Origin of the sequence: Exiguobacterium alkaliphilum (assembly GCF_018138125.1) — a bacterium.
GTDB classification, from domain to species: Bacteria; Bacillota; Bacilli; order Exiguobacteriales; family Exiguobacteriaceae; genus Exiguobacterium; species Exiguobacterium alkaliphilum.
Window position 1 is genome coordinate 1,529,521 of record NZ_CP073101.1, and the last position, 25,531, is coordinate 1,555,051.

26 protein-coding genes are annotated in these 25,531 nt (G+C 54.2%); 22 read left to right on the forward strand and 4 right to left on the reverse strand.

Features of this window, described 5'->3' with window-relative positions; genetic code table 11:
• The first annotated feature begins 6 nt into the window (after nucleotides 1-6).
• The 4 genes from KB235_RS07865 to spo0A all read left to right on the forward strand — a co-directional run bounded on the left by KB235_RS07865 (nucleotide 7) and on the right by spo0A (nucleotide 3,855).
• A complete protein-coding gene (locus KB235_RS07865; RefSeq protein WP_034805945.1) occupies nucleotides 7-828 on the forward strand; it encodes a TlyA family RNA methyltransferase in 822 nt (273 codons plus the stop codon).
• A 134-nt stretch (nucleotides 829-962) separates the two neighbouring features.
• Nucleotides 963-1,412, forward strand: coding sequence for a transcriptional regulator AhrC/ArgR (gene ahrC, locus KB235_RS07870; protein WP_024371524.1), 450 nt, complete (start codon nucleotides 963-965; stop codon nucleotides 1,410-1,412).
• Between the two features lie 13 nt (nucleotides 1,413-1,425).
• Nucleotides 1,426-3,123, forward strand: coding sequence for a DNA repair protein RecN (gene recN / locus KB235_RS07875; RefSeq protein WP_211779308.1), 1,698 nt, complete (start codon nucleotides 1,426-1,428; stop codon nucleotides 3,121-3,123).
• Nucleotides 3,124-3,855 carry a sporulation transcription factor Spo0A gene (gene spo0A / locus KB235_RS07880; RefSeq protein ID WP_211779309.1) on the forward strand — a complete coding sequence of 244 codons (732 nt, stop codon included), beginning with the start codon at nucleotides 3,124-3,126 and terminating at the stop codon, nucleotides 3,853-3,855.
• A gap of 624 nt (nucleotides 3,856-4,479) precedes the next feature.
• On the opposite strand, the gene KB235_RS07885 is transcribed toward spo0A, so the two are convergent.
• Nucleotides 4,480-4,725, reverse strand: coding sequence for a DUF2627 family protein (locus tag KB235_RS07885; RefSeq protein ID WP_034805950.1), 246 nt, complete (start codon nucleotides 4,723-4,725; stop codon nucleotides 4,480-4,482).
• A 131-nt stretch (nucleotides 4,726-4,856) separates the two neighbouring features.
• Here KB235_RS07885 and KB235_RS07890 point away from each other — a divergent pair, with 131 nt between their 5' ends.
• The 8 genes from KB235_RS07890 to KB235_RS07925 are packed head-to-tail and all read left to right on the forward strand — an operon-like array spanning nucleotide 4,857 to nucleotide 14,476.
• Entirely contained in the window at nucleotides 4,857-6,494 is a 1,638-nt protein-coding gene (locus KB235_RS07890; RefSeq protein WP_211779310.1) for a sigma 54-interacting transcriptional regulator, read from the forward strand.
• A 41-nt stretch (nucleotides 6,495-6,535) separates the two neighbouring features.
• Nucleotides 6,536-7,513, forward strand: coding sequence for a phosphate butyryltransferase (gene yqiS / locus KB235_RS07895; protein WP_276514430.1), 978 nt, complete (start codon nucleotides 6,536-6,538; stop codon nucleotides 7,511-7,513).
• Nucleotides 7,514-7,536: 23 nt separating this feature from the next.
• A complete protein-coding gene (locus KB235_RS07900; protein WP_034805959.1) occupies nucleotides 7,537-8,658 on the forward strand; it encodes a Glu/Leu/Phe/Val family dehydrogenase in 1,122 nt (373 codons plus the stop codon).
• A gap of 1 nt (nucleotide 8,659) precedes the next feature.
• Nucleotides 8,660-9,751, forward strand: a complete 1,092-nt coding sequence (gene buk / locus KB235_RS07905) for a butyrate kinase (protein WP_211779312.1) — start codon at nucleotides 8,660-8,662, stop codon at nucleotides 9,749-9,751.
• The gene (lpdA, locus tag KB235_RS07910) at nucleotides 9,735-11,144 is read left to right on the forward strand and encodes a dihydrolipoyl dehydrogenase (RefSeq protein ID WP_211779313.1); all 1,410 of its coding nucleotides are present in this window, start codon (nucleotides 9,735-9,737) and stop codon (nucleotides 11,142-11,144) included. Before buk ends, lpdA begins: the two co-directional genes overlap by 17 nt.
• A 22-nt stretch (nucleotides 11,145-11,166) precedes the next feature.
• A complete protein-coding gene (locus KB235_RS07915) occupies nucleotides 11,167-12,165 on the forward strand; it encodes a thiamine pyrophosphate-dependent dehydrogenase E1 component subunit alpha (RefSeq protein ID WP_211780933.1) in 999 nt (332 codons plus the stop codon).
• Nucleotides 12,165-13,142 carry an alpha-ketoacid dehydrogenase subunit beta gene (locus tag KB235_RS07920; RefSeq protein ID WP_211779314.1) on the forward strand — a complete coding sequence of 326 codons (978 nt, stop codon included), beginning with the start codon at nucleotides 12,165-12,167 and terminating at the stop codon, nucleotides 13,140-13,142. Before KB235_RS07915 ends, KB235_RS07920 begins: the two co-directional genes overlap by 1 nt.
• Before the next feature lie 11 nt (nucleotides 13,143-13,153).
• Nucleotides 13,154-14,476, forward strand: coding sequence for a dihydrolipoamide acetyltransferase family protein (locus tag KB235_RS07925; RefSeq protein ID WP_034805969.1), 1,323 nt, complete (start codon nucleotides 13,154-13,156; stop codon nucleotides 14,474-14,476).
• Nucleotides 14,477-14,528: 52 nt separating this feature from the next.
• Here KB235_RS07925 and KB235_RS07930 read toward each other — a convergent pair whose 3' ends face one another.
• Entirely contained in the window at nucleotides 14,529-15,302 is a 774-nt protein-coding gene (locus KB235_RS07930; RefSeq protein ID WP_211779315.1) for a sporulation protein, read from the reverse strand.
• Nucleotides 15,303-15,400: 98 nt separating this feature from the next.
• On the opposite strand from KB235_RS07930, the gene KB235_RS07935 reads away from it, so the two are divergent.
• The 8 genes from KB235_RS07935 (at nucleotide 15,401) to KB235_RS07970 (ending at nucleotide 21,145) form a co-directional block, all read left to right on the forward strand.
• Nucleotides 15,401-16,585, forward strand: coding sequence for a class I SAM-dependent methyltransferase (locus KB235_RS07935; RefSeq protein ID WP_420842129.1), 1,185 nt, complete (start codon nucleotides 15,401-15,403; stop codon nucleotides 16,583-16,585).
• Nucleotides 16,586-16,616: 31 nt separating this feature from the next.
• The gene (locus tag KB235_RS07940; protein ID WP_211779317.1) at nucleotides 16,617-17,045 is read left to right on the forward strand and encodes a BrxA/BrxB family bacilliredoxin; all 429 of its coding nucleotides are present in this window, start codon (nucleotides 16,617-16,619) and stop codon (nucleotides 17,043-17,045) included.
• 56 nt (nucleotides 17,046-17,101) lie between these two features.
• Nucleotides 17,102-17,443, forward strand: a complete 342-nt coding sequence (locus KB235_RS07945) for a DUF952 domain-containing protein (protein ID WP_034805977.1) — start codon at nucleotides 17,102-17,104, stop codon at nucleotides 17,441-17,443.
• A gap of 182 nt (nucleotides 17,444-17,625) precedes the next feature.
• Nucleotides 17,626-18,414, forward strand: coding sequence for a transporter substrate-binding domain-containing protein (locus KB235_RS07950; protein ID WP_051622579.1), 789 nt, complete (start codon nucleotides 17,626-17,628; stop codon nucleotides 18,412-18,414).
• Between the two features lie 55 nt (nucleotides 18,415-18,469).
• Entirely contained in the window at nucleotides 18,470-19,129 is a 660-nt protein-coding gene (locus tag KB235_RS07955; RefSeq protein ID WP_034805980.1) for an amino acid ABC transporter permease, read from the forward strand.
• On the forward strand, nucleotides 19,126-19,848 hold the full coding sequence (locus KB235_RS07960; RefSeq protein WP_211779318.1) for an amino acid ABC transporter ATP-binding protein: 723 nt from the start codon (nucleotides 19,126-19,128) through the stop codon (nucleotides 19,846-19,848). Before KB235_RS07955 ends, KB235_RS07960 begins: the two co-directional genes overlap by 4 nt.
• A gap of 41 nt (nucleotides 19,849-19,889) precedes the next feature.
• The gene (locus KB235_RS07965; protein ID WP_211779319.1) at nucleotides 19,890-20,564 is read left to right on the forward strand and encodes a metal-dependent hydrolase; all 675 of its coding nucleotides are present in this window, start codon (nucleotides 19,890-19,892) and stop codon (nucleotides 20,562-20,564) included.
• Nucleotides 20,564-21,145 (forward strand): HD domain-containing protein, encoded by a 582-nt coding sequence (locus KB235_RS07970; RefSeq protein ID WP_211779320.1) that lies wholly within the window; start codon nucleotides 20,564-20,566, stop codon nucleotides 21,143-21,145. The genes KB235_RS07965 and KB235_RS07970 overlap by 1 nt, the downstream gene beginning before the upstream one ends.
• Before the next feature lie 31 nt (nucleotides 21,146-21,176).
• Here the strand turns inward: KB235_RS07970 and fadH are convergent, their stop codons facing one another.
• Both fadH and KB235_RS07980 read right to left on the reverse strand, forming a co-directional pair.
• A complete protein-coding gene (gene fadH / locus KB235_RS07975) occupies nucleotides 21,177-21,941 on the reverse strand; it encodes a 2,4-dienoyl-CoA reductase (protein ID WP_420842130.1) in 765 nt (254 codons plus the stop codon).
• 95 nt (nucleotides 21,942-22,036) lie between these two features.
• Nucleotides 22,037-23,107, reverse strand: coding sequence for an N-acetylglucosaminidase (locus KB235_RS07980; protein WP_034818136.1), 1,071 nt, complete (start codon nucleotides 23,105-23,107; stop codon nucleotides 22,037-22,039).
• A 79-nt stretch (nucleotides 23,108-23,186) separates the two neighbouring features.
• On the opposite strand from KB235_RS07980, the gene KB235_RS07985 reads away from it, so the two are divergent.
• Both KB235_RS07985 and KB235_RS07990 read left to right on the forward strand, forming a co-directional pair.
• Complete coding sequence (locus KB235_RS07985; protein WP_211779321.1) at nucleotides 23,187-24,185, forward strand: aromatic acid exporter family protein; 999 nt, start codon at nucleotides 23,187-23,189, stop codon at nucleotides 24,183-24,185.
• Between the two features lie 172 nt (nucleotides 24,186-24,357).
• A complete protein-coding gene (locus KB235_RS07990) occupies nucleotides 24,358-25,485 on the forward strand; it encodes a M20/M25/M40 family metallo-hydrolase (protein WP_211779322.1) in 1,128 nt (375 codons plus the stop codon).
• Nucleotides 25,486-25,531 lie beyond the last annotated feature (46 nt).

Consider the following 25,531-nt stretch of genomic DNA (forward strand, 5'->3'; position numbering starts at 1 on the left):
GGAACTATGGAAAAAAGAAAGAAAACAAGATTAGATGTACTGCTCGTCGACCGTGGTTTAGCGGAGACGCGCGAGAAGGCGAAGCGAGCCGTCATGGCTGGCCTCGTCTATAGTGGCACGGAACGGCTCGACAAGGCGGGCGATAAAGTATTCGATGACATCCCGCTCGACGTGAAGGGGCAAGTTCTCCCATACGTCGGCCGCGGCGGGTTGAAGCTCGAGAAAGCGCTCGACGTCTTCCCGCTCGACGTGTCTGGTAAAATCGGGCTCGATATCGGGTCGTCGACGGGCGGCTTTACCGACTGTGCCCTACAGAACGGGGCGCAGCAGATGTATGCCGTCGACGTCGGGTACAATCAATTGGCGTGGAAGCTCCGGAGCGATGACCGCGTCGTCGTCATGGAACGGATGAACTTCCGCCACGCGACGGCTGACCAGTTTAAAGACGCACCGGACTTTGCGACGATCGATGTCTCATTCATCTCGCTTCGATTGATGTTACCGCCGCTCAAACAGATTTTGAAACCGGACGGTGTTGTCATGGCGCTCGTCAAACCTCAGTTTGAAGCCGGAAAAGCGGACGTCGGTAAAAAAGGGATTGTCCGCGACCGCGCTGTCCACGAGCGTGTCGTCGACGACATGGTCCGGTATTTCGCGTCGGAAGGATTCCACGTCGAAGGGCTCGACTACTCACCAATCACCGGGGGGGACGGCAATATTGAATTTTTATTGTTTGCCCGCCTCACAGATGTCGGAGGAATCGACCCGACGATTGACGTGCCGGCCGTCATCGACGCCGCGCACGCACAACTGAAGAAAAACGTGTAACCTGCAGCTTGTCTGCAGGTTTTTCTAATGCGTGCCGAGCCGTTTGAAATCGTTCGCCGAAAGCTAGACCTTTTTTCGACAATACTTTAGAATGAACATGAGTATGTGAAACGAAAAATGAGGTGTCAGCGAGTATGAACAAAGGACAGCGCTTGATTAAAATTCGAGAGATCGTCACGAATCGTGAAGTCGAGACGCAAGACGAACTGGTTGACGAATTACACCGTGCCGGCTATCCGGTGACGCAGGCGACGGTATCACGAGACATCAAAGAGCTCCATCTCGTCAAAGTGCCGCTCAACGATGGACGGTATAAATATAGCCTCCCGGCCGACCAACGCTTCAATCCGTACGGGAAGATGAAACGGATCCTCGGGGACAGTTTCGTCTCGGTCGATTCGGCTCAAAACTTGGTCGTCATGAAAGTGTTACCGGGGAACGCAGATGCGATTGGCGTTTTGATTGACCACTTGTCATGGGATGAATTGATTGGGACGGTTTGCGGGGACGACACGATTTTGATGATTGCCCGCGATGAACGACAAGCGAAACAAATCATCGAGCGACTACTCGGAATGTTATGAGGTGAATGGACGTATGTTAGCAGAACTATCGATCAAACAATTTGCGATCATCGACGAGTTGAACATCGACTTCAATCGAGGGATGACGGTCCTTACCGGTGAGACCGGGGCGGGTAAATCGATCTTGCTCGACGCGATAGGACTGCTTGTTGGGGGGCGTGGCTCGAGCGAGTTCGTCCGATACGGTCAAGACAAGGCGGAAATCGAAGGGTTGTTCATCGTGGAAGCCGGACATCCGATTTTCGAGGCGGCATCGCAATACGGAATTGAGATTGAGGACGGGACGGTCATCTTGCGTCGTGATTTACATAGTAGCGGCAAAAGTGTTTGTCGCGTCAACGGTAAGATGATGCCACTCTCGACGCTTCGTGAGTTCGGACGACAACTCGTCGACATTCACGGGCAGCATGAACATCAACATTTAATGGACGCTGAGTATCATCTCGGCATTTTAGATAGCTTTGCGGAAGGAGACGTCGCGCCGCTTCTCGAACAGTATCGGGAAGCGTATAAGGCTTGGAACGATGTCGCGAGCGAACTGAAACGGCTCAGTCAAAGCGAGCAGGAGCTGGCGCAACGGATGGATTTGCTCGCCTTCCAGACGAATGAAATCGAGGCCGCCGCTCTGCAAGTCGGGGAAGAACAGGCGCTCACGGAAGAGCGGGACGAGCTCGCCAACTTCGAACGGATCCATCAGCACGTTCGGTTGTCATATGAGGCGGTCGCGGATGAGTCGCGCGGCCTTGATCAAATTGGCGTCGCGATGCGGGAGATGGAAGAGGCGTCGACGCTCTCGACGTCACTTTCACCGATGGCCGAGACGATCTCAAACGCTTATTTCTTACTCGAGGATGCAAAGTTCCAACTTCGGGACCAGCTTGACTCGCTCGAGTTCGATCCAATCCGTCTCGATGAGATTGAGACACGGCTCGCCTTGTTCCAACAATTGAAACGAAAATATGGCGCCACAATCGATGAAGTCATCGCATACGGAGAAAAAGTGGCCGAAGAGTTAAAATCGATGACGAATCGGGAAGAACATTTGCAAGAACTGACCGAAAAGCTCGAGCGACTCGAGGTCGATGTGCGTGAGAGCGGGCTTGCCTTGTCGGCAGCCCGGAAACGAGCTGCGACCGAGCTCGAGCAAGCGATTCATCGCGAACTGCAAGAGTTATACATGGAGAAGACCCGATTCGAAGTCCGGTTCAAAGAAGGTGCGTTTAGACAAGACGGCCTCGACCAAGTCGAGTTTTACATGATGACAAACGTCGGAGAACCGTTCAAACCGCTCGCGAAGGTCGCTTCTGGTGGAGAACTGTCACGGGTCATGCTCGCGCTGAAATCGATTTTCTCTCGGACGGTCGGCGTCGCCTCGATCATCTTCGACGAAGTCGATACAGGTGTGTCGGGTCGCGTCGCGCAAGCGATGGGGGAGAAGATTTTCCGCCTCTCGGTCGGCTCGCAAGTGCTCTGCATCACGCATTTAGCACAAGTCGCTGCCATGGCAGACCAACACCTCTACATTACGAAGTCGGAGACGGACGAACGGACGAAAACGAACGTGAGCGTACTCGACCGTCAACAACGGATTGACGAGCTCGGACGCATGATTGCCGGACCGCAGATGACAGAGTTGACGAAACAACATGTAGAGGAACTGCTCGACATGTCGTTGCAATTAAAACGGAAGTTCATTGAAGGGGTGTCTTAATTGATTACATTATGCATCGCGGACGACAATCGAGAAATCGTCGATTTGTTGACCCGCCAACTTGAGACCGAGACCGATTTGAAGGTCGTCGGGACCGCCTTTGACGGCGAGGCGTGCTTAGACGTCGTCAAGACACACCAACCGGACGTGTTACTACTCGACATCATCATGCCGCACTTGGACGGGATTGGCGTATTAGAACGCCTGCAAGATGAATTGGCAGACGCAAAGCCTGAGGTGATCATGCTCAGTGCGTTCGGGAAAGACGAAGTGACAAAACAAGCCGTTCAACTCGGTGCTTCATACTTTTTAGTCAAACCGTTCAATATTCAGCAATTGATTGCTAAGATTCGAGAATTGGCCGCCGGGTCGAATCGTGAGTTCGAGGCGATGTCGCCGGAAGAACTCGATATCTCACTCTTACTGCAACAGCTCGGGATCTCACCGCGCATCAAAGGATTCAAATATATTCGTCAAGCTGTCATCTACGTGCGCGAGCGACAAGAGTTGCTCGGCCTCATCACGAAGGAACTTTATCCGATGGTGGCCAAAAAGCATGAGACGACGTCGTCACGCGTCGAGCGGGCGATGCGTCATGCCATCAAGACGGCATGGGAGAACGGGATGCGCGACCATGAGATGTTCAACGGGCGACCGGAACGGGAACGGAGTCCTAAAAACTCCGAGTTCATCTCTTATTTTGTGACGTACCAGTCATTGAAGCAACAATGAAAGGTCAGGGGCTCCTCTGACTTTTCTTTTAGTTTGTTAAAGAAAGCGCTTGCAATTCAGCGCGAGCTTGTTATAATAAAGGTGTACCAAGTTACTTGGACGAGCGTCAGATGAACGCTTTCTAATCTGTTCCGGAACAGGTTAGAGCAAGAAATCATCTCGGACCGCTATCCGTTAATAGCTCAGAGGTGGGAACGACATCTCAAATCGCCTATACGTCCCGACGAGAGGTCGCGACGTTCGCTCATTCGCGAGGTGGTTCTGAATTCGATTCGAAGCTAGGGATCGTTTCAGGGAAAACAAATCGTTCAGTTGACCAAAAGGAGTGTTGTCAACCGTTGAACAGTTTATGGCAAGCGTTCGACTTCACGATGGATGGTTGGACATGACCCGATGAAAAACCGTTAGTAACTCGAATGGGTACGTTTCCGTTCACGCAAGACGGCAGTTACTAGTTTCTTTCAAACTTCTTCATTAAGAAGACCATTGGTGAATCATGTCACATGAAGTGCAGTAAGTTATGAGAGGAGATCATCCGTAGTGATCACAATTCAATATGAATAAAAAGGTTCCGCACTTGAAATGAAGTCAAGTTAGGGAACCTTTTTTTGTGCGTCCGGATGATTAAGAATCTATAGGGACTTTTCCAGTTTTTTTATCACGGTTGAAGATATAGCCTGCGACGAACCCGATTCCGCCCATGGCGATCAACAATCCGAACGTCCCTTGTAGCATCGAAGCGGCCGCGACCGATTCAATCCATGAGAACGGGGCGCTCGTTTTCAAGAAGAAACTGTCACGTAACAGCTTGATTCCATATACACCGAGCAGGCCAGGGACGATTAGGATTAGAAGCGCGATGACTCGCATAGTATCTCCTCCTTTTCCACTCATTATTTTAACAGAAAAGGGGCGGCCCGACACGGTCTTTTTACGGCAGTTGCGAAACGTGACGGGTTTCAGTAGCATGAATGCAGATAGAGAAATGGGGGAATGGTTCAATGAAGAAACGACTGCTCATTGTCGGGGCCGGAAAAGGCGGCACGGAAGTATTGAAGATGTTGCTCGATTCGCCGCTCGTGCGGATCGTCGCGGTCGTCGATTCGGCCGAATCGGCCGAGGGGCTGAAGCTTGCACGAAGTCGGGGAATTCGAGTCGAACGTGACTGGCGCGATTGTGCGGGAAAACAAGTGGACTTCGTCATCGAGACGACGGGGAAAAATGAGACGTTCCATGAATTGAAGGCACACTTCACGGAGGCGGTCGTCTTACCGGGTGAGTTCATCCGCGTCGTGGTCGAGCGGTTGCAACAGAATCAACAGATGCTCGAGGCGATCATCGATTGCACGAGCGAAGCGATCTCGGTGGCGGACCATCACGGCAATACGATTTTAATCAACCCGTCCTATACGCGTCTTACAGGATTTAAGAAAGAGGACGTCGTCGATAAGCCGGCGACGGCCGATATCGGGATGCAAGAGAGCGTGCATTTAAAAGTGTTGTCGACCGGTAAAGGCGTCCGCGACATTCGGATGCAAATCGGCGCGACGCGGCGTGACATCCTCGTCAACGCCGAACCGATTATCGTGGAAGGGAAGCTACGGGGTTCTGTCGGGGTCATCCGAGACGTCTCGCAACTTCGGGCGCTCCGTGACGAACTGCAAGAAGCGAAGACACGGATTCGAAACCTGGAAGCGAAGTATCAGTTTTCAGACATCATCGCCACGAGCGATGCGATGCGCTTCGTCATCGAACAGGCCCGTCTCGCAGCGCTCACACCGGTGACCGTGCTGATTCGGGGTGAGTCCGGTACGGGCAAAGAACTGTTCGCCCATGCCATCCACGGTGAGTCGCCGCGAAAGTATAAAAAATTCGTTCGCGTCAACTGTGCCGCCATCTCACCGACGTTGCTCGAGAGTGAGCTATTCGGTTATGAGGACGGGGCGTTCAGCGGGGCGAAGCGTGGCGGGAAGGTCGGATACTTCGAGGAATCGGACGGAGGGTCGCTTTTCTTAGACGAGATCGGGGAGTTGCCGCTCGACGTGCAAGTCAAACTGCTCCGTGTCCTCCAAGAGCATGAAGTCGTCCGTGTCGGTGGGACGAATGCGATTCCGGTCGACGTCCGAATTATCGCGGCGACGAACGCGGACCTTGAACAAAAAGTGGCCGACGGCTCGTTCCGTGAAGACTTGTATTATCGGATCAATCGCATGCCAATCTATATTCCGCCGCTTCGGGACCGATTGGAGGAGATTCGACCACTCGCAGAACGAATCATCCGTAAATTGAATCAAGAATATGGACGGAGCGTGCACGGAATCGAGGCGGAGGCGATCGAGTTGCTAAAAAGTCAGTACTGGAAAGGGAACGTCAGGGAGCTCGAAAACGTGCTCGGTCGGGCGATGATCTACATGTCGAATAACGATCAAGAAATCGCGCCGCATCATCTTCAACTCGCCCCGCGCCGAACGGTGACAAAACAAACGGACACGGCGACACTCCAAGAATCGGTCGCCCGCTATGAGCGTGATTTGATTGAGCGGGCAATCGAAGAGGCCGACGGGAACAAGTCCGAAGCGGCACGACGTTTACACATTTCGATTCGGACATTGTATAATAAGCTTGACCGTATGCAATAAATTACCTGCAATAAAATGCATGGTATGAAATAAAATGCATGATGAACGACAGTTTAAAGCGCTTTCAATATTGGAACGTAAATTGCATAGATATAGATGAAGCATTGTTAGGGGGGACACGTATGAATTTTGAACAGATGCTCGCAAAGGCGAAGCAGTTGGACGGATGTACCGTCTCGATAGCCGGAGCTGCTGACGTGGAAGTGATTCGGGCGGTCAAGCTCGCAACCGATCACGGTCTATCGCGGTTCATCTTGATTGGGGATGCCCGTGAGATTAAGCGTTTATGTGATGACGAAGGCATCAACGAGGCGGCCATCGACATTTTGCATGTGAAAGGTGAGGCGGACGTTGCGAAGCGCGCGACGCTCGCCGTCAAAAATGGTGAGGCCGACGTGCTCATGAAAGGGATGGTCGCGACGTCAACGTTCATGAAGGCGGTGCTCAGTCGGGAGACGGGTCTTCGGACGAGCAGAACGCTCAGTCATGTCGCCTTGTTCCAAATCCCTAACCGTGAGCAGTTGATCGGGGTGACCGATGCGGCCATCCATATCGCCCCCACGCTTGAGGAGAAAGTGGACATCATCCATAACGCCGTCGGGGCGATGCGAGACATCGGTTACGAGTCGCCAAAAGTCGCAGCTATCGGCGCTGTTGAAGTCGTCAACCCACAGATGACGGCGACGGTCGATGCGGCCTTGCTCACACAAATGAACAGGCGCGGCCAAATCAAAGGCTGTGTCGTCGACGGACCACTCGCCCTCGACAATGCCGTCGACATGGTCGCGGCCAAACAAAAAGGGATTGACAGCGATGTTGCCGGCCAAGCCGATTTATTGCTCGTACCCTACATAGAGGTCGGCAACGTCCTTTATAAGTCAATCATGTACTTCGCGGGGGCAAGCGTGGCAGCCATCGTCGTCGGCGCCACTGCCCCTGTTGTCTTGACGAGCCGGGCCGATACGGCCGAGGCCAAGCTATACTCGCTCGCTTTCGCATTGTTGCACGCAAAAAACTAACCACTTCCTAGGAGGAATCATCCATGATGGAAACTAATATCGAACCACGTTTTCGGATCTTTGACGTCTTGCAAGCGGAGGACTACGAACAAATCGTCTTTTGCCAAGATCAAGCGTCAGGCTTGAAGGCGATTATCGCGATTCACGATACGACACTCGGACCTGCTCTCGGTGGGCTGCGCATGTGGAACTATGACTCGGAAGAGGCGGCGCTAACAGACGTGCTCCGACTCGCTAAAGGGATGACGTATAAGAACGCGGCTGCCGGTTTGAACCTCGGCGGCGGTAAAGCGGTCATCATCGGCGATGCGAAGACGGACAAGTCCGAGGCGCTGTTCCGGGCGTTCGGGCGTTACGTCCAGTCGCTTAGTGGCCGTTACATCACGGCCGAGGACGTCAATACGTCCGTGGCCGACATGGACTTCATCCATATGGAGACGGATTATGTGACCGGCGTCAGCCCGGCGTTCGGCTCAAGCGGCAACCCGTCGCCGGTGACGGCGTATGGCGTATATCGTGGCATGAAAGCGGCAGCGAAGTGGAAGTTCGGTTCGGACTCACTCGCAGGTAAGACGATTGCCGTTCAAGGAGTCGGCAATGTCGCGTATAACTTATGCCGCCACCTTCATGAAGAAGGCGCTCACTTGGTCGTCACGGATATCAACGAAGAGGCGCTCAAACGGGCCGAGACAGACTTCGGGGCAACGGTCGTCAAACCAGATGAGATTTACGCGGTCGAGTGCGACATCTTCGCACCTTGCGCGCTCGGGGCGGTCATCAACGACAAGACGATTCCACAGCTGAAAGCCAAGATTGTCGCCGGCGCGGCGAACAACCAGCTCGCTGAGGACCGTCATGGGGACGTATTAGAAGAGCAAGGGATCCTCTACGCACCGGACTTCGTCATCAATGCGGGCGGGGTCATCAACGTCGCGGACGAACTCGAAGGGTACAACCGAGAACGGGCGATGAAGAAAGTCGAGCTCATCTACGACAACATGATGCGCGTCTTCGAAATCGCAGAGCGCGACGGTGTGCCGACCCACGTGGCGGCAGAGAAGATGGCGGAGGAGCGGATCGCGATGATGTCTCGTTCACGCAGTCAGTTCTTGAAAGTCGAGAAAAGCTTGCTTGGGGGACGCTGATATGGCACGTCAACTCATCCTCGCCATCAACCCTGGGTCGACGTCGACGAAAGTCGGCTTGTTCGACGGTTCAGACGAGATATTGACGAAAACGGTCCGACACGGAGAGGACGTCACCAGATTGTCACTTCCAGACCAACTGCCCTACCGGGAACGAGAAGTTCAGGCCGTCTTGACCGAGGCCGGCATCGCAGGCGAACAGTTGTCTGCGATCGTCGGCCGCGGCGGCTTGCTCGCGCCGATGCCGTCTGGTACGTACGAAGTCAACACCCTTATGCGGGAGGACTTGACGAGCGGGCGCTTCGGCATGCACGCCTCGAACCTAGGCGGCTTGATCGCCTATAAGCTTGGCAGCGCCTCGAACGTACCGAGCTTTATCGTCGACCCGGTCGTCGTCGATGAGCTCCAGCCCGTGGCACGTCCGACCGGGATTCCGGAAATCGAACGTCGCAGCATCTTTCACGCCTTGAACCAAAAAGCGGTCGGGAAACGATTCGCCGCAGAAAATGGAAGCGATTACAAATCGTTGAACTTGATTATCGCCCATCTCGGGGGAGGGATCACAGTCGGGGCCCACGCACGGGGACAGGTCATCGATGTGAATAACGGTCTCGACGGAGACGGACCGCTCGCGCCAGAGCGAGCCGGCTCGATTCCTGTTGGACAGGTGATAGAACTATGTTATAGTACCAGGTATAAAGAAACGGAGATGAAACAGAAAATCGTCGGTCGCGGTGGACTCTATGCGCACCTTGGCACGTATGACGCGATTGAAATCGAGGAACGCGTGGCGACGGGAGACGAACAGGCATCCCGGCTTTACGAGACGATGGCATATCGGGTCGCCCAAGAGATTGCCAAGCATGGGGCGACGCTCTTCGGGGAAGTCGATGCGATCATCCTCACGGGAGGAATCGCTTATTCCGAGTGGTTGACCGACTATATTAAACAGCGGGTCAGTTACCTCGCACCCGTTCACGTCTATCCGGGCGAAGATGAGCTGAAAGCGCTCGCTGAAGGCGCGCTTCGAGCCATCCGCCAAGAAGAAGCAGTTCGACAATATGAGGGGGATACACATGGCACGAGAATTTGAAGTCGTCGTCATCGGCGGCGGGCCGGGCGGATATGTGGCTGCCATCAAGGCGGCCCAGGCCGGGAAAAAAGTGGCAATCGTGGAAGCGTCAAAACTCGGGGGGACATGCCTACATAGAGGATGCATCCCGACGAAAGCGTTGTTGAAAGCCGCCCACGTCTATCAGACCGCGAAACACGGGGCGGCGTATGGCGTCGAGACCGGGACGGTCACGTTCAACCTCGAGCGGGCTCAGGCGTTCAAGCATGACTTGGTCGCAGGACTTGAAAAAGGAATTGAACACTTGATGAAGCAAGGGAAGATTGAAGTGTTCCGCGGGAAGGCGTCCATCCTTGGACCGAGCATCTTTTCGCCGCAACCGGGGACGGTCGCGGTCGAGGACGAGACGGGTGAGTCTGAACTCATCTTACCGAATCAACTGATTATCGCGACGGGATCGATTCCACGTGAACTTCCAGGTCTGCCGTTTGACCACGAACGCATTTTGAACTCGGACGACTTGCTTCGTTTTGAACAGCTCCCGAGCTCAATCGCAATCGTCGGTGGTGGCGTCATCGGGGTCGAATGGGCATCGATGCTTGTCGACCTCGATGTTGACGTGACGTTGATCGAAGTCGGAGAGCGTCTGCTCCCACTCGAAGATAAAGCCGTTTCGCGTGAAGTCGAACGGTTGCTCAAAAAACGCGGTGTCCGCGTGAAGAAGAACGTGACGGTCGACCCGGAACAGACGACGGTCAAAACGGACGGTGTCAAGTTGGTCGTCGGAGAAGAGACGCTCGCTGTCGACCGTGTGCTCGTCTCTGTCGGGCGCGTCGCGAACACGGAACACCTCGGATTACAGAACACGTCAATCGTCGTCGAGAACGGCGTCATCCAAGTCGATGCGCAATATCGGACGAAAGAACGACATATCTTTGCCATCGGTGACTGTATCGGTAAATTACAGCTCGCTCACGTCGCCTCGGCTGAAGGTGTCAAAGCCGTCGAGACCATCCTCGGTCACGAGCCGACGCCGCTCGACTATGACTTGATTCCACGTTGCGTCTACGGCGTTCCTGAAGTCGCATCGGTCGGTTTGACCGAAGAGGCGGCGAAAGCGTCAGGTCGCAACGTCAAGACGGGCACATATCGCTTCAACGGACTCGGTAAGGCGCGAATCGAAGGGCAGGCGGACGGCTTCGTAAAGCTCGTCTCGGATGAAGAGACGGATGATTTGCTCGGAGTCCATATCGTCGGACCGAAAGCGACCGAATTGATCACGGAAGGCGGTCTTGCCCTTGTCTTGAACGCGACGGCATGGGAGATGGGCCAGCTCGTCCATCCACACCCGGCATTGAGCGAGGCTTTCCAGGAAGCGGCACTTGCCGTAGACGGCTTACCGATTCACGCCTAAGGAGGAAACGAAAATGGAACAAATGACAGTGAATTCATATGAAGAACTCGGCCTCTCGAAACAAGATTTGGTTGCGATGTTCGAGACGATGGTCCGAGCACGTAAAATCGATGAGCGGATGTGGAAGTTGAATCGTGCCGGGAAAATCCCGTTCGTCGTCTCATGTCAAGGGCAAGAGGCGGCCCAAGTCGGTGCGGCGTTCGCACTCGAGAAAGGGACTGACTATATTTTGCCGTATTACCGCGATGTCGCGGTCGTCCTGCATTTTGGGCAAACGGCACAAGACCTGATGCTGTCGGCGTTCGCGAAAGCGGAAGACCCAAACTCGGGCGGGCGTCAAATGCCGGGTCACTTCGGCTCGAAACAACATCGGATCGTGACGGGATCGTCACCGGTCACGACGCAAGTCCCCCACGCGGTCGGCGTCGCGCTTGCAGCGAAACTGAAAAAAGAAGAACTCGTGACGTTCGTCTCGTTCGGGGAAGGCTCGTCGAACCAAGGCGACTTCCATGAAGGTGCGAACTTCGCCGGCGTCCATAAATTGCCGGTCATTCTGTTCTGTGAGAACAACAAGTATGCCATTTCGGTACCTTTGTCGAAACAGCTCGCCTGTGAGCGTGTCTCGGACCGGGCGAAAGGTTACGGGATGCCGGGCGTGACGGTTGACGGGACCGACCCGATCGCGGTGTACGCGGCGGTGAAGGAAGCACGTGCACGTGCCCTGCGCGGTGAAGGACCGACGCTCATCGAAGCCGAAGTCGAACGTCTCGTCCCGCACTCGTCCGATGACGATGACAAGGCGTATCGTTCGGTCGAAGAGTTGGCCGACCTGAAGCATCGGGACGGAAACCAGCTGTTCCGCGCCCGTTTGATTGAAGATGGTATCGCGACTGAAGAAGAGCTCGCGTCCATCGAATCGAACGTCGATACGGAAGTGAACGAGGCGACGGCGTATGCGGACAAAGCACCGTATGCATCACCGGAATCGACGATGGATCACGTGTACGAGGGGGATAACTGATGAAAACGTTTATTGAAGCAATCAATGAAGCGATTCATGAAGAGATGGAGCGTGATGAGAACGTCTTCGTCCTCGGCGAAGACGTCGGGGTCCGCGGCGGTGTGTTCCGGGCGACGCAAGGATTGATTGAAAAGTACGGTGAAGACCGCGTCATCGATGCTCCGCTTGCCGAGAGTGCGATTGCGGGCGTCGGCATCGGGGCGGCCATGTATGGGATGCGTCCGATCGCCGAGATGCAGTTCGCGGACTTCATCATGCCGGCGGTGAACCAAATCGTCTCGGAAGCGGCGAAAATCCGATACCGTTCAAACAACGATTGGACTTGCCCGATGGTCATCCGAGCTCCGTTCGGCGGCGGCATTCACGGTGCCCTCTATCACTCGCAGTCCGTCGAAGGCATGTTCAACTCGACGCCAGGACTCAAAGTCGTCATCCCGTCTGACCCGGTTGATGCGAAAGGGTTGCTAAAAGCGGCGATTCGTTCGAATGACCCGGTCCTCTTCTTCGAGCACAAACGGGCGTACCGACTTTTAAAAGCTGATTTGCCGTCTGAAGACTATACGGTCGAAATCGGTAAAGCGGCCGTCAAACGTGAAGGTGACGACATCACCATCATCACGTATGGCCTCTGTGTCCACATGGCACAAGAAGCGGCGAAGGCGCTCGAGTCTGAAGGGATTAGCGCACATATCCTCGACCTTCGGACCGTCTATCCGCTCGATCAGGCCGGGATTATCGAAGCCGTCAAGAAGACGGGGAAAGTGCTCCTCGTCACGGAAGACAACAAAGAAGGAAGCATCATCGGCGAAGTCGCAGCCATCATTGCCGAGAAGGCGCTGTTCGAGCTCGACGCACCGATTGAGCGGTTGGCTGGTCCGGACGTTCCGGCGATGCCATACGCCCCGCCGATGGAGAAATTCTTCATCGTCTCGCCTGAAAAAATTGCGGAGCGGGCCCGTCAGCTCGCTGCGTTTTAAGGAGGGCTATTATGGAACAGACGATTAAAATGCCACAGCTCGGTGAAAGTGTGACCGAAGGAACGATTACGACGTTTCTCGTCAAACCAGGGGACCGTGTCGATGAATATGAACCACTAGCGGAAGTCATGACGGATAAAGTAACGGCCGAGATTCCAGCGACGAGTGCCGGTGTCATCAAAGAAATCCTCATCGGCGAAGGGGATACTGTCGCAGTCGGCACGCCCGTCCTCGTCATGGAAGTCGAAGCTGCCGTGCAAGAAGAACCGGTTCAAGAAGCATCAACAAAAGAAGCGGTCGTGGAAACTTCGGTTACAGAGGGACGTGCCGAAGCCGTGACGGCCTCGTCGGCGCGCAAACCGAGCGGGAACGGCCGCTTCTCTCCGGCCGTCATCCGCTTGGCGAACGAGAACGACATCGATTTGAATGAGCTCGATGGATCAGGACTCGGAGGACGGATCACACGGAAAGACGTGCTCCGTTACTTATCGGAAGGACGTCCTGCGAAGTCAGGGGCCACCCAAGCGCCGCTACAAGAGACGATGGTTCAACAAAAGCTTGATGTGCCGACTGAAGCCGAAGCGGTCAAAGAAGCGCCGCCTGCGCCAGCACCTGCACCGGAAACGTCATCTGATCGGGTCGAGATGATTCCGACAGCGGGCGTTCGCCAAGCGATCGCCACCAACATGGTCCGCTCGAAACACGAGGCCCCGCATGCGTGGCTCATGATTGAAGTCGATGTGACAAATCTCGTGGAAGCGCGCGCCAAATTGAAAGATGAATTCTTTAAACAAGAGGGCGTCAAGTTGACGTTCATGCCGTTCTTCATGAAGGCGGCCGTCGAAGCGCTCAAGAAGTATCCGATGATGAACTCGGAATGGGCAGGCGATCACATCAAAGTGCATAAAGACATCCATTTATCGGTCGCCGTGGCGGCAAATGATGCGTTATACGTCCCGGTGATCAAACACGCGGACGAAAAGAACATCAAAGGGCTCGCCGTCGCCTTACAAGACGTCGCGTCGCGTGCTCGCGCGAACCGCCTGAGTGCGAACGAGATGCGAGGCGGCACGTTCACGATCAACAACACGGGGGCGTTCGGTTCCATTCAATCGGCACCGATTTTGAACTACCCGCAAGCGGCCATCCTCTCGGTCGAGTCGATCGTGAAACGTCCGGTCTGGGTGAACGGTATGTTCGCGGCCCGCGACATCGTCAACTTATGTATGTCGGTCGACCACCGCGTGCTCGATGGCCTCGTCGCTGGTCAGTTCTTACAGGCGATGAAACAGTCACTCGAGTCGATTGACCCGAACACGTCTAGCGTTTATTAATGAAAAAAGAGATGGTCCTTTGTCAGCGTGACATCGGACACATCTCTTTTTTTTACAGCGAACGTTCAATCAACCGTTCCACATCTTGTTGAATCCGTCCACTTGTCAGGTCGCTGACGTCGTAGCTGAGGCGATGCGTCGACTCGTCCGTTCCTGTCAAGTCGGCGAACAGGCTTCCTAAATTGTGTACGCTCTTGTCGACTTGAATCAATACGTCGAGTGACGTCTCGTCTTGCAACAGGACGACTTCAAGTTCATCGAGCTTACGTCCAAAACGAGTCCCGTTCGGGGAATATTCGAGCTCTTGGGCGATCGGCAGGCGGCCGGAACGGTGACGGGCCGGCAACATCTCCGTGTCGGCCTTCTTCAAGCGGAAGCCGATGGCGTCGATGGCGTCGAGGACGGTTTGTTGCGCACGGTTCGGTTTGACGACGATGGCGTCCTCGTCTTTCGGGTCGACGGCTTGCGCGATGTCGAGTCCGGTCTCGATCCATGATTTGGATTGGCTGACGGATAACGGCGTATTATACGGGACGTGTATCGTGAACGGAATCTCTTTCACTTCGTTCGGGCCGATTAAAAACGGCGCCTCGTTCAACGACACCTTCTCAATCGTGAACGTCGAGTACGTCGGTTTATCGTTCACCTCGTGCTTATACAGCGTATTGAAGAAGATATAGATGCGGTCGACCAACTGTTCGACGTTCCCGCCTTTCACATGGACGACTCCGTTAAGCTGACCGCCTGGCTGACAGTTGCTGTCGGCGAGGCGCGTGTCGACGGTCGCGGCGCCGACCCCGATTGATGAAAGCAGTTTTTTGAACATGGTACTTCCTCCTTTGACGTTTGCACGGCTTCGTGTAATAGTATGTACGGATGAACGAATTGAAAAGTTCCGAAACTAATCAAAAAGGAATGATTGAAGTGGAATACGCACAATTAGTGGACCGCCTGAAGACGGCAATCGATCGCGAAGAGCTGGTCACGGCGACGATCAGTCAGCCTCGGTCGAAATCGAGCGACTTGCGACGCGTCAAACTGAAGCCGGTCTTGTTGAAAGAGACATATCATATACAGTTTGAGTACCAATATGAGCGGGTGATGAAACATAAAAATTTACAGCGGGATGAAGCGATGCAAGAACTCGTTGCGCTGCTCGATTCGTTCCGCCAAGGACAGTTCCAATTGAAGTCCTCTGATGTTCAATTCCAATTGTCTAAGAAGTTCAAAGTGACGTTCAAAGAGCGTCAGACGACGGCAAAACAAGTCCAGTTGACCCATAACCGCGAAAAACAGTACGTGTTGCCGTTACATGAGCCGGTACCTTTCCTCATCCGCCTCGGCGTGCAGTCAGAAGACGGGAACGTGAAACGACAAAAGTATGATAAGTTCAAGCAAATCAATCGTTTCCTCGAATTCATTGAGGACTCGATTAAACATTTGCCGACGGACCGGACGATTCGCATTCTCGATTTCGGCTCAGGCAAATCGTATTTGACGTTCGCCCTTTACCATTTCCTTCATGAAATGAAAGGGTATGACGTTCACATCACGGGCCTCGACTTGAAGAAAGAAGTCATCGAGGAGTGTGCCGGGATTGCCCGTGATTTAGGATACGAGCGGCTCGAGTTCCTTGTCGGGGACATCAACGAGTATGAGGGCGAATCCGCGGTCGACATGGTCGTGACGCTCCATGCTTGCGACGTCGCGACGGACATGGCGCTCGCACGGGCCGTCCGGTGGGGGGCGAAAGTCATCTTGAGCGTCCCGTGCTGCCAGAAAGAGTTGAACCGTCAGCTCGATGCAAAGCCGTTAGACGTGATGCTTCAGCACGGGCTGATCAAAGAACGGTTCGCCTCACTCGCGACCGACTCGATTCGCGCCGAGTTGCTCGGCTTTGTCGGGTATGAGGCACAGCTGCTCGAATTCATCGATATGGAACATACACCGAAGAATATCCTGATTCGGGCATTTTTGACAAACCGGGAGGCGTCGGCAGAAGAGCGGGCCCGTTATATGGCGTTCAAATCGCTGCTCGGGGCTGACCCGTTCCTCGAACGAGAATTGAGCGATAGACTTGTTTTCCCGGCCGAAGAAGACGTAAAATGAGAAAGAACAGATGCCAGAAAGGGGAAACGATATGGATTTTCAATTATACTTCCAAGATGTAGTCGAACAGGCACGAAATGAGGTTCGCACCGCAGGATATACAGAATTAACGACAACAGAGGAAGTCGATGCCGCCCTCAAAAAAGAAGGGAAGACGCTCGTCCTCGTCAACTCGGTATGTGGTTGTGCCGGTGGGATTGCCCGTCCGGCGGCGGCTTATGTCAACAAGATGGAAGGGACGAAACCGGATCACTTCGTGACCGTCTTTGCTGGTCAAGACCGTGAAGCGACGGATCGGGCTCGCGAGTATTTTGAAGGATATGCTCCGTCATCACCTTCAATCGCGTTGCTTGAGGACGGCAACATCGTCACGATGGTCGAACGCAGCACGATCGAGTCGTCGACAGCGGAAGAACTCGTCGACCAACTTCAAACGTTGTTCGATATTTATTACGCATAACGGACAAGCGCAGAGGCACCGCCTTTGCGCTTTTCGCTAAGAAAGGAACCGATTCGATGGAACCAGTCGTTAAGATTATGAGCGAAGCCGAGTATACGATTGCGTTATCACGCGGTGAAATCAATGAACCGATGCTTCAATCGGAAGGATACGTCCGCTGTTGTACCCCGCAGCAGATCGGGCAATATGTGCGCCGTTATTACCCGAATGAGCGGGTCGTCCTCGTCTCGTTCCATGTCGGGCGTTTGGGGAGCTTGTTGCATTACGAGATGGATGAAGACGGCGAACGCTATCCGCACGTCTACAGTGCGATTCCAATCACCTCGGTCAAACGCGTCCAACCGTATGGCTCGCGAGACAACGGTACGGTCACTTATTTTGCTTACGAGCGAATGTGACCGTATTTTTTTGTCGTTTATGCATGAATATGCTTTACAAGTTATAATTATGTGTATATAGTGGTTGAAGGACAAGTCAGACATATGAAGAGTCAAAGAACGATTGAGGCATATTCACATATATGTCATAATTTTGTTAATGTTCTGATTATTTCATTTCAATGGAGAAGGGAACGATGATCATGAAAAAAGGTTTTCTAGCATTATGTATCGCAAGCCTCGCGGCTTTCTCGGTCGCCTGTGGCGCCGACGTCAACGAGGGAGGCTCTTCTTCTGGAGGCGACGAGGATAAAGTGCTCGTCATGGGTACGAGCGCAGACTACTTCCCGTACGAGTTCGTCGACACGGCGAACGGGGACGAGATTGTCGGATTCGATATCGACATCGCCAAACAAGTCGCTGAAAACATGGGGTATGAACTAAAGATTGAAGATATGGACTTCGGCAGCCTCCTCGGAGCGCTCAACGCCGGTCGTGTCGACTTTGTCATGGCGGGGATGACACCGACGGAAGAACGGAAAGAGAACGCGGACTTCTCAGACATTTACTTCACAGCGAAGAACTTGATCTTGTCAAAAGGAGATGCCATTCAGTCGCTTGAAGACTTAGACGGCAAACAAGTCGGCGTCCAGCTCGGGTCGATTCAAGAAGGCATCGCCAAAGACCAAATCCCGGGGGCGGAAATCGTCTCGTTGAACAAGATTCCGGAAATCATTCAAGAAATCAAGACGGGCCGCATCGATGCGATGGTCATCGAGGACACGGTCGCGAAGAAATACTTAGATCAAGACAGCGAACTGTCGACGTTTGAAATCGTTGACGAAGAAGAAGCGGGATCGGCCGCGGCATTCCGCAAAGACGATGAACTGCGCAATCAGTTCAATGAAGAGTTGAATAAGTTGATTGAGAGCGGAGAAATCGAGAAGTTGGCTCAAAAATGGTTTGAAGAAGAAGCCGCACCAGCGGAATAATTCATGTACGAGGCTGACTGGAATATCGGTCAGCCTTTTTTAGGAGGAACTCACAATGGATTTTAGTCGGATTTATGATTCAATCCCTTACATTTTAGAAGGGATTCCGGTCATGTTCCAAGTCGTGCTCGTCTCTGCACTGTTCGGAATCACACTCGGGATCGTGATCGCTACGTTTAAGATTATCCCGAACCGGTTCGTCAATTTCATCGGACATGCGTATACGGCCGTGTTCCGTGGGACGCCACTCATTTTACAACTGGCGATCATCCACTTCGGTCTCCCGCAGTTGACAGGCTTCATCACGACACCGTATCAATCGGCCGTCATCGCCTTCTCGCTCAACTCGGCGGCCTATATCTCGGAGATTATCCGAGCCGGGATTCAAGCCGTCGATAAAGGGCAATGGGAAGCGTCTGACGCACTCGGCGTACCTTATGTCAAACAGCTTCGGTCAATCATTTTGCCGCAGGCGTTCAAGAATATCCTACCGGCGCTCGTCAATGAGATGATTACACTCACAAAAGAATCGGCGCTCGTCTCGACAGTCGGAGTGCTCGACATCATGCGTCGCGCCCAAATCGTCGGTGGGCAAAAGGCGATCTACTTCGAACCGCTTCTGTTCGCTGGTGTGATATACTTTACGATAGTGATGGTGTTGACGTATCTCGGTCAGCGCCTTGAAAAACGGCTTAGAAAGAGTGATGGCAGATGATTCAAGTTAACGATTTATACAAACAGTTTGGTGAGTTAGAAGTATTGAAAGGCATCACGACGACGATTGAGCGTGGCGAGGTCGTCGCCGTCATCGGCCCTTCCGGTTCAGGGAAGTCGACGTTCCTTCGTTGCCTCAACATGTTAGAGGTCCCGACGTCCGGGACGGTCGTTGTCGATGGGTTCGAATTGACGAAAAAAGGGGCCAACGTCGCTAAGGCACGTCAAAACATCGGCATGGTGTTTCAACAGTTCAACTTGTTCCCACACATGAGCGTGCTCGACAACTTGACGTATGCGCCAATCAACGTCTTGAAGGTGAGCAAGGCCGAGGCGGTCGAACGGGCGAAGAAGTTGCTCGAGCGGGTCGGTTTATCTGAAAAAATAAACGCTTATCCGAGCCAACTGTCCGGTGGTCAAAAACAACGGGTCGCCATCGCCCGTGCACTCGCGATGGAACCGAACGTCATGTTGTTCGATGAGCCGACGTCTGCTCTTGACCCAGAGATGGTCAACGAAGTACTCGACGTCATGAAAGGACTCGCCGAGACGGGAATGACGATGGTCGTCGTCACACACGAGATGGGCTTCGCACGTGAAGTCGCGGACCGTGTCCTCTTTCTCGATGAAGGGATTTTGATGGAGGAAGGTAAACCCGCGGACCTGCTCCTCAACCCGCAGACCGACCGGGCGAAGCGTTTCTTAGAGAAAGTCTTGTAAGTGAACCGTTCTAGCTGACACCAGTTAAGGGAGGAATCATGATGAAGATCACGTATTATGGCCATGCGACCGTGTTATTGAATATCGATGGGGTGAATGTCCTCATCGACCCGTTCTTGACGAGCAACCCGCACACGGACGTCGATCCAGCGACCGTACCGGCTGACTATATCTTGCTCACCCACGCCCATTTCGATCACATCGAGGACGTGGAATTGATTGCAAACAAGACCGGGGCGACAATCGTCGCGACCCACGAGCTCGCCACGTATTATGAGAAGAAAGGCTTCTCGGTCCACGGGATGAACATCGGCGGTGGCAACGCCTTTCCGTTCGGCCGTGTGACGATGACGCAAGCGTTTCACAGCTCCAGCCTCGACATGGGCGACACCCCGGTTTACATGGGCATGCCAGGGGGCTTCATCATCGAGACGAACAGCTTGACCGTCTATCATGCAGGTGACACGGCCCTGTTCTCCGACATGAAGCTGTACGGGGAGCGGTTTGAAATCGATGTCGCCTTCCTCCCGATCGGGGACAACTTCACGATGGGACCGACGGACGCGCTCGACGCGGCGCATTGGCTACAAGCCAAACGGGTCGTCCCGATTCATTTCGACACGTTCCCGCCAATCAAACAAGATGCCCGGGCATTCTGTGACCAGTTGCATCAACGCGGTCTCTTGATTGAACTGAACGCGACGATTGAGATTTGATGCAATCGAACGAGGTGATTGACGCGACGGAACGCTTCGTCGCGGAACTTCACGGAAACGATCATACCGGACACGACGTCGCCCACCTCGAACGGGTGAGGCGACTGGCCGAAGTGCTCTCTGACGGACTAGCGGTCAACCGACTCGTCGTGACGCTTGCGGCTCTCTTGCATGACGTCGAAGACCGTAAGCTCGGTCGGGAAGCGGGACTCGTGAAGCGTCATCTGGATTCACTCGACGTGTCAGACGCGTTGCGCCAACACGTCTTGGATGTCATTTCGGAGACGTCATACTCAAAAGGTTCGGCGCCGTCCTCGCTGGAAGCGGCAATCATCCAAGACGCCGATCGGCTCGATGCGATGGGGGCGATCGGCATCGCCCGGACGTTTCAATACGCCGGTGCGAGCGGCACCGCGTTATATGGAGAATCGAGCGCAATCTCACATTTCCATGAGAAATTGCTTCGGCTTCTTGACGGCATGCATACGGAGGAAGCGAAACGAATCGCGCGTGCACGCCATACGTTCCTCCTGACATTTTTGGAACGGTTCGAGGCGGAATGGAACAGAAGCGACATATGAAATGGCCGAGGAGCTCCTCGGCCATTTATTGTTAGAATGGATGTTTATTGAGCCAGTGACCGCCATCGAGCGAGATGCATTCCCCGTTCAAATAACGCATCTCATCCGACGTCATCCAAAACGCCAAGTCGGCAATCTCTTCAGGTGTGCCGAAGCGGCCGAGCGGGACGTTCCGTCGGATGCGTTCTACTTCCTTTACGTGGACCGCGAGTTTATCGGCGCCGCCCGTCCGTTCAATCGGTCCCGGGCTAATCGCGTTAATGCGCGCGCCGAACTGATAGCCCCATTCCACCGCGAGCGTCCGCGTCAAATTGAGGACACCGGCTTTCGCGGCGGCGCTCGGTGCGACACCGGCCCCGGCCTGCCAGGCGTAGGAGGCGACCATGTTGATGATTGAGCCGTCGCGTATCTGTTCAGCTTCCCAATGTTTTCCGAGCGCATGCGTGCAGTTGAACGTGCCGTTTAAGACGATGTCGATGACGCTCGTCCAACCGTTCGGCGTCAAGTCGAGCGTCGGACAAACGAAGTTACCGGCGGCGTTGTTCACGAGCGCATGCACCGGTCCGTAGGAGTCGATGATGCGTTCAAGTGCCTGCTTGCATCCATCATAGTCGCGGACGTCGTGCTGGACGGCCAACGCCTGTCCAGTGTCGATCGCGTTCAGCTCGGCCATCGCCTCATCGAGCCGTTCTGCGTTTCGGCCGCTGATGGCCACGTTCCAGCCTTCTTGTTTGAACTTGAGCGCCATCGCTTTCCCCATACCGGACGACCCACCTGTAATCCAAATCGTTTTCATACATATTCCCCCTTTAAAAATGAATGGTCGTTCATTTCTTTATTCTTGATGTGACGGGGAAATTCCTGCAATGAAAAAAGTGATGGTGTGCACCATCACTTGATTCGTTCATAATATGCAGAGCCTAGGGCACGGTCGATCCGATACATCGTGCCGGCAACTTTCTCACCCCAGTACGGGTCTGAAGCGTAATAGATGTTGATGCCTGTTTGTTTGTTCCCTGGGTACGGGCCACGCGCATACGCCCCGGTCACATACTTCTCGGCGAACAATCGTGACGCCGCATCGATGCTCGCCTCGACCGTCTCGAACGCCGCCGCGTTCCCGCTCGGGTCGTCATCGGTCGCCTTGAAGCCGAACAAGTTGTTCTTATCGCGGGCGATGGCGGACGTGCCATAACTCGACTCGTGCCCGGCAACGGCGAGGAGGAACACGGCGTTGATGCCATGTTTCGCTTCTGCGTCCTTGAAGGCGGCACCTTTTCCTTTGAGCGGAGAGTCAGCGAGCGTCTCGAGAAAACGGTCTAGTTCAGCCGCTCCGTATGGGGCAGGTGTCTCGATTGAGGCGAATTGATACGGCGAGGCAAACACGTCGCGAACGTTCTCCGTATAATAGCGATCCGGCGCCGCCCCGCCGGCCGGTCCGACGAGAAACGTGCCGGCCAAAAAGTCGTTCGCCTCGACGGTGTGATACACGTCGCCGTCACGGACTTCATAGAATCCGCGTCGCTCGACGAGTGCGTCCGGATAGAGCGTCATGTTCGCGAGCGGCACATAGACGTCCGCGCCTGAGATGCGCACCTTCAAATGGTCGTTCCCACGCTCAAGCAATCGCAATCGAGTACCTCCGGCCACGTACGACTGCCGCTCGGACAAGGCGGCGTCTTTAAAGAGGTAAGTGACTTCGTCCGTCGGCGTCACGGCGATACCGGAGCCGGTGAAGTCGATGACGTCACCATCGGGTCCGACGAGGGCGCGCTGTTCGCCTTGTTCCATATAGGCTCTTGCCTCATCGAGCGACTCGAACTGACGCGTCTCGGTCGTGCCGTCGACGTACGTCTTGACCGTATACGTGCCGACGGAGCGTCCCTCGAGCCAAAGAAACCCAATGACGGCGATACCGAGGATGACGAGGGAAGGGAGGATTTTTTTCTGTTTTGTCTTCATGTTCCATCACTTCCAAACATAAGGATTGCCAAACACGCGAAACTAGTGAACAATTTTGTATGAGAAAGGGGGGGGTTCGATGAAAATCGGGTCACGTACGCTGAAGACGGCCGTCGCCGCCGGGATCGCGATGCTCATCGCTGAGACGATTCATTTGGATTACTATGTGTTCGCAGCCATCATCGCCATTCTCAGTATTCAAGAGACGAGGAAGAAATCCTTCCGTGCCTCGTATGAACGGGTCATGGCGAGTTTGATCGCCATCGGCATGGGTGCGCTCATGTTCACGCTCCTCGGCTACTCACCGGCCACGCTTACGTTATATTTTGTCATGTTTATCCCGCTCGTACAACAGCTCAAACTGCAGGACGGGATGATCACGAGTGTCGTCATCTTGACGCATCTGTACACAGAAGGTCGATTCACGATCGAGTTGTTCATGAACGAATTACTGTTGATTGCGATCGGTGTCGGTGTCGGGCTCATCGTCAACATGTACATGCCGGCACTCGACCGGGAGATTGAACGCGTTAAAGACAATATCGACCGGGCGCTCGCCGTGTATTTTTATGACATCGCGGCTTGTGTCGAGACAGGTATCTATAACGACCACGCCATGATGCTCTTGAAGACGCGCGATTATTTGAAGCAAGGAAAAGACCTCGCGCTTCGCCGGATGGGGAATTCGATCGGGAAACGGAACGAGGATATGGATTACCTCTACTTCCGGATGCGCGAGCGCCAGTATGACATCTTGAAACGAATCGTCGACAACGCCCGTGAAATCACGCTCGTCGTCGATGAGGCAAAACCGGTCGCGACGTTCCTCCGCCTTGTCGGGGACAATGTGAATGAGCGGGCCGACGCGTCGGCGTTCCTCCGTGAGCTCGATGCGACGATCGACCACTACCGAAAAAACGTACCCCTCCCCACGTCACGTGAGGAATTCGAGGTACGTTCGTCGTTGCTCAATATCTTGTCGGATGTGAAGAGCTACTTGATTTTAAAAGAGCGCTACATTCTGCTGTTAAAAGAACATGGCCATGCTCGAGAGCACCGTGCTGAGCAAAAAGATTGATACGATGACGACAACGCCGATTTGAATGATGCGCTGTCGTTTCTTTTGTTTATTTTTCATGTCGTTCCTCCATTACACGTTTGACCCCATTGTACAGAATGGAAAACGTTCGTGCAATCGTCATGAGTTTGGTATAATGACCAAGAAATGTTTGGATGGAGGGATGGTTTTTATGGTAAACGAGACACGCGTGCTCGACACGTTCTTAGGACTTGTCGGCATCGATTCAGAAACGAAAGAAGAAGCGGTCATCTGTGAGCACTTGAAAGCGGTGTTCACTGAACTCGGCTGTGACGTCTATGAGGATGACGCATCGACGAAGACGGATCATGCGGGGAACAACTTGATCATAACCGTTCCGGCTACGAAAGCAGGCGTCGACCCGATTTATTTCACGGCGCATATGGATACGGTCACGCCTGGTAAAGGCATCAAGACGAGTATCAAAGACGGCTACGTCATCACGGACGGGACGACGATCCTCGGGGCGGACGATAAGACCGGCCTCACGGCGATGATTGAGCTCGTGCGCGTGTTGAAAGAGGAAGCGATTCCGCACGGTCAAATCCAGTTCGTCATCACGGTCGGCGAAGAGTCGGGCCTTGTCGGGGCGAAAGTGCTCGATTTGTCTAAAATCGAAGCCAAGTTCGGTTTCGCGCTCGACTCGGACGGCCCGGTCGGGGACATCATCGTCGCCGCGCCGACGCAGGCGAAAGTGAACGCACGGATTTACGGGAAGACGGCTCATGCCGGCGTCGCACCTGAGAAAGGGGTGTCGGCCATCCAAATCGCAGCGAAGGCGATTGCGAAGATGCCGCTCGGGCGGATTGATGAAGAGACGACGGCAAACATCGGACGGTTCGAAGGCGGTCGAGCGACGAACATCGTCTGTGATTACGTCGAGGTGTTCGCGGAGGCGCGTTCGCTCATCCAGGAGAAGATGGAAGCACAAGCGGACGCGATGAAGCAAGCGTATCTTGAGACAGCGGCCACTCTAGGTGGACGTGCGGAAGTCGACATCGACATCATGTACCCTGGCTTCAAGTTCGAAGAAGGTGACGAGGTCGTCGAAATCGCGAAAGCGGCGGCTGCTTCAATCGGCCGTCCGACGCGCATCCTTCACTCGGGCGGTGGGTCCGATGCGAACGTCATCGCGGGAGGCGGCATTCCGACGGTCAACCTTGGCGTCGGCTATGAAGAGATTCATACGACGAACGAGCGGATGCCGCTCACAGAACTGTATAAAATCGTCGAGTACGTCGTCGAAATCGTCAAGCACGTCGCCACACCGAACAAGTAACCAAAAAAGAGCCGACATGACGTCGGCTCTTCGTATGTGTTCGTGC

Bases quoted from the DNA above. Each gene is read 5' to 3' on its own strand.
- KB235_RS07865 (WP_034805945.1), top strand. From the start codon at position 7: ATGGAAAAAAGAAAGAAAACAAGATTAGATGTACTGCTCGTCGACCGT.
- ahrC (WP_024371524.1), top strand. From the start codon at position 963: ATGAACAAAGGACAGCGCTTGATTAAAATTCGAGAGATCGTCACGAAT.
- recN (WP_211779308.1), top strand. From the start codon at position 1,426: ATGTTAGCAGAACTATCGATCAAACAATTTGCGATCATCGACGAGTTG.
- KB235_RS07885 (WP_034805950.1), bottom strand. From the start codon at position 4,725: ATGCGAGTCATCGCGCTTCTAATCCTAATCGTCCCTGGCCTGCTCGGT.
- KB235_RS07890 (WP_211779310.1), top strand. From the start codon at position 4,857: ATGAAGAAACGACTGCTCATTGTCGGGGCCGGAAAAGGCGGCACGGAA.
- yqiS (WP_276514430.1), top strand. From the start codon at position 6,536: ATGAACGACAGTTTAAAGCGCTTTCAATATTGGAACGTAAATTGCATA.
- KB235_RS07900 (WP_034805959.1), top strand. From the start codon at position 7,537: ATGATGGAAACTAATATCGAACCACGTTTTCGGATCTTTGACGTCTTG.
- buk (WP_211779312.1), top strand. From the start codon at position 8,660: ATGGCACGTCAACTCATCCTCGCCATCAACCCTGGGTCGACGTCGACG.
- lpdA (WP_211779313.1), top strand. From the start codon at position 9,735: ATGGCACGAGAATTTGAAGTCGTCGTCATCGGCGGCGGGCCGGGCGGA.
- KB235_RS07915 (WP_211780933.1), top strand. From the start codon at position 11,167: ATGACAGTGAATTCATATGAAGAACTCGGCCTCTCGAAACAAGATTTG.
- KB235_RS07920 (WP_211779314.1), top strand. From the start codon at position 12,165: ATGAAAACGTTTATTGAAGCAATCAATGAAGCGATTCATGAAGAGATG.
- KB235_RS07925 (WP_034805969.1), top strand. From the start codon at position 13,154: ATGGAACAGACGATTAAAATGCCACAGCTCGGTGAAAGTGTGACCGAA.
- KB235_RS07930 (WP_211779315.1), bottom strand. From the start codon at position 15,302: ATGTTCAAAAAACTGCTTTCATCAATCGGGGTCGGCGCCGCGACCGTC.
- KB235_RS07940 (WP_211779317.1), top strand. From the start codon at position 16,617: ATGGATTTTCAATTATACTTCCAAGATGTAGTCGAACAGGCACGAAAT.
- KB235_RS07945 (WP_034805977.1), top strand. From the start codon at position 17,102: ATGGAACCAGTCGTTAAGATTATGAGCGAAGCCGAGTATACGATTGCG.
- KB235_RS07950 (WP_051622579.1), top strand. From the start codon at position 17,626: ATGAAAAAAGGTTTTCTAGCATTATGTATCGCAAGCCTCGCGGCTTTC.
- KB235_RS07955 (WP_034805980.1), top strand. From the start codon at position 18,470: ATGGATTTTAGTCGGATTTATGATTCAATCCCTTACATTTTAGAAGGG.
- KB235_RS07960 (WP_211779318.1), top strand. From the start codon at position 19,126: ATGATTCAAGTTAACGATTTATACAAACAGTTTGGTGAGTTAGAAGTA.
- KB235_RS07965 (WP_211779319.1), top strand. From the start codon at position 19,890: ATGAAGATCACGTATTATGGCCATGCGACCGTGTTATTGAATATCGAT.
- KB235_RS07970 (WP_211779320.1), top strand. From the start codon at position 20,564: ATGCAATCGAACGAGGTGATTGACGCGACGGAACGCTTCGTCGCGGAA.
- fadH (WP_420842130.1), bottom strand. From the start codon at position 21,941: ATGAAAACGATTTGGATTACAGGTGGGTCGTCCGGTATGGGGAAAGCG.
- KB235_RS07980 (WP_034818136.1), bottom strand. From the start codon at position 23,107: ATGAAGACAAAACAGAAAAAAATCCTCCCTTCCCTCGTCATCCTCGGT.
- KB235_RS07985 (WP_211779321.1), top strand. From the start codon at position 23,187: ATGAAAATCGGGTCACGTACGCTGAAGACGGCCGTCGCCGCCGGGATC.
- KB235_RS07990 (WP_211779322.1), top strand. From the start codon at position 24,358: ATGGTAAACGAGACACGCGTGCTCGACACGTTCTTAGGACTTGTCGGC.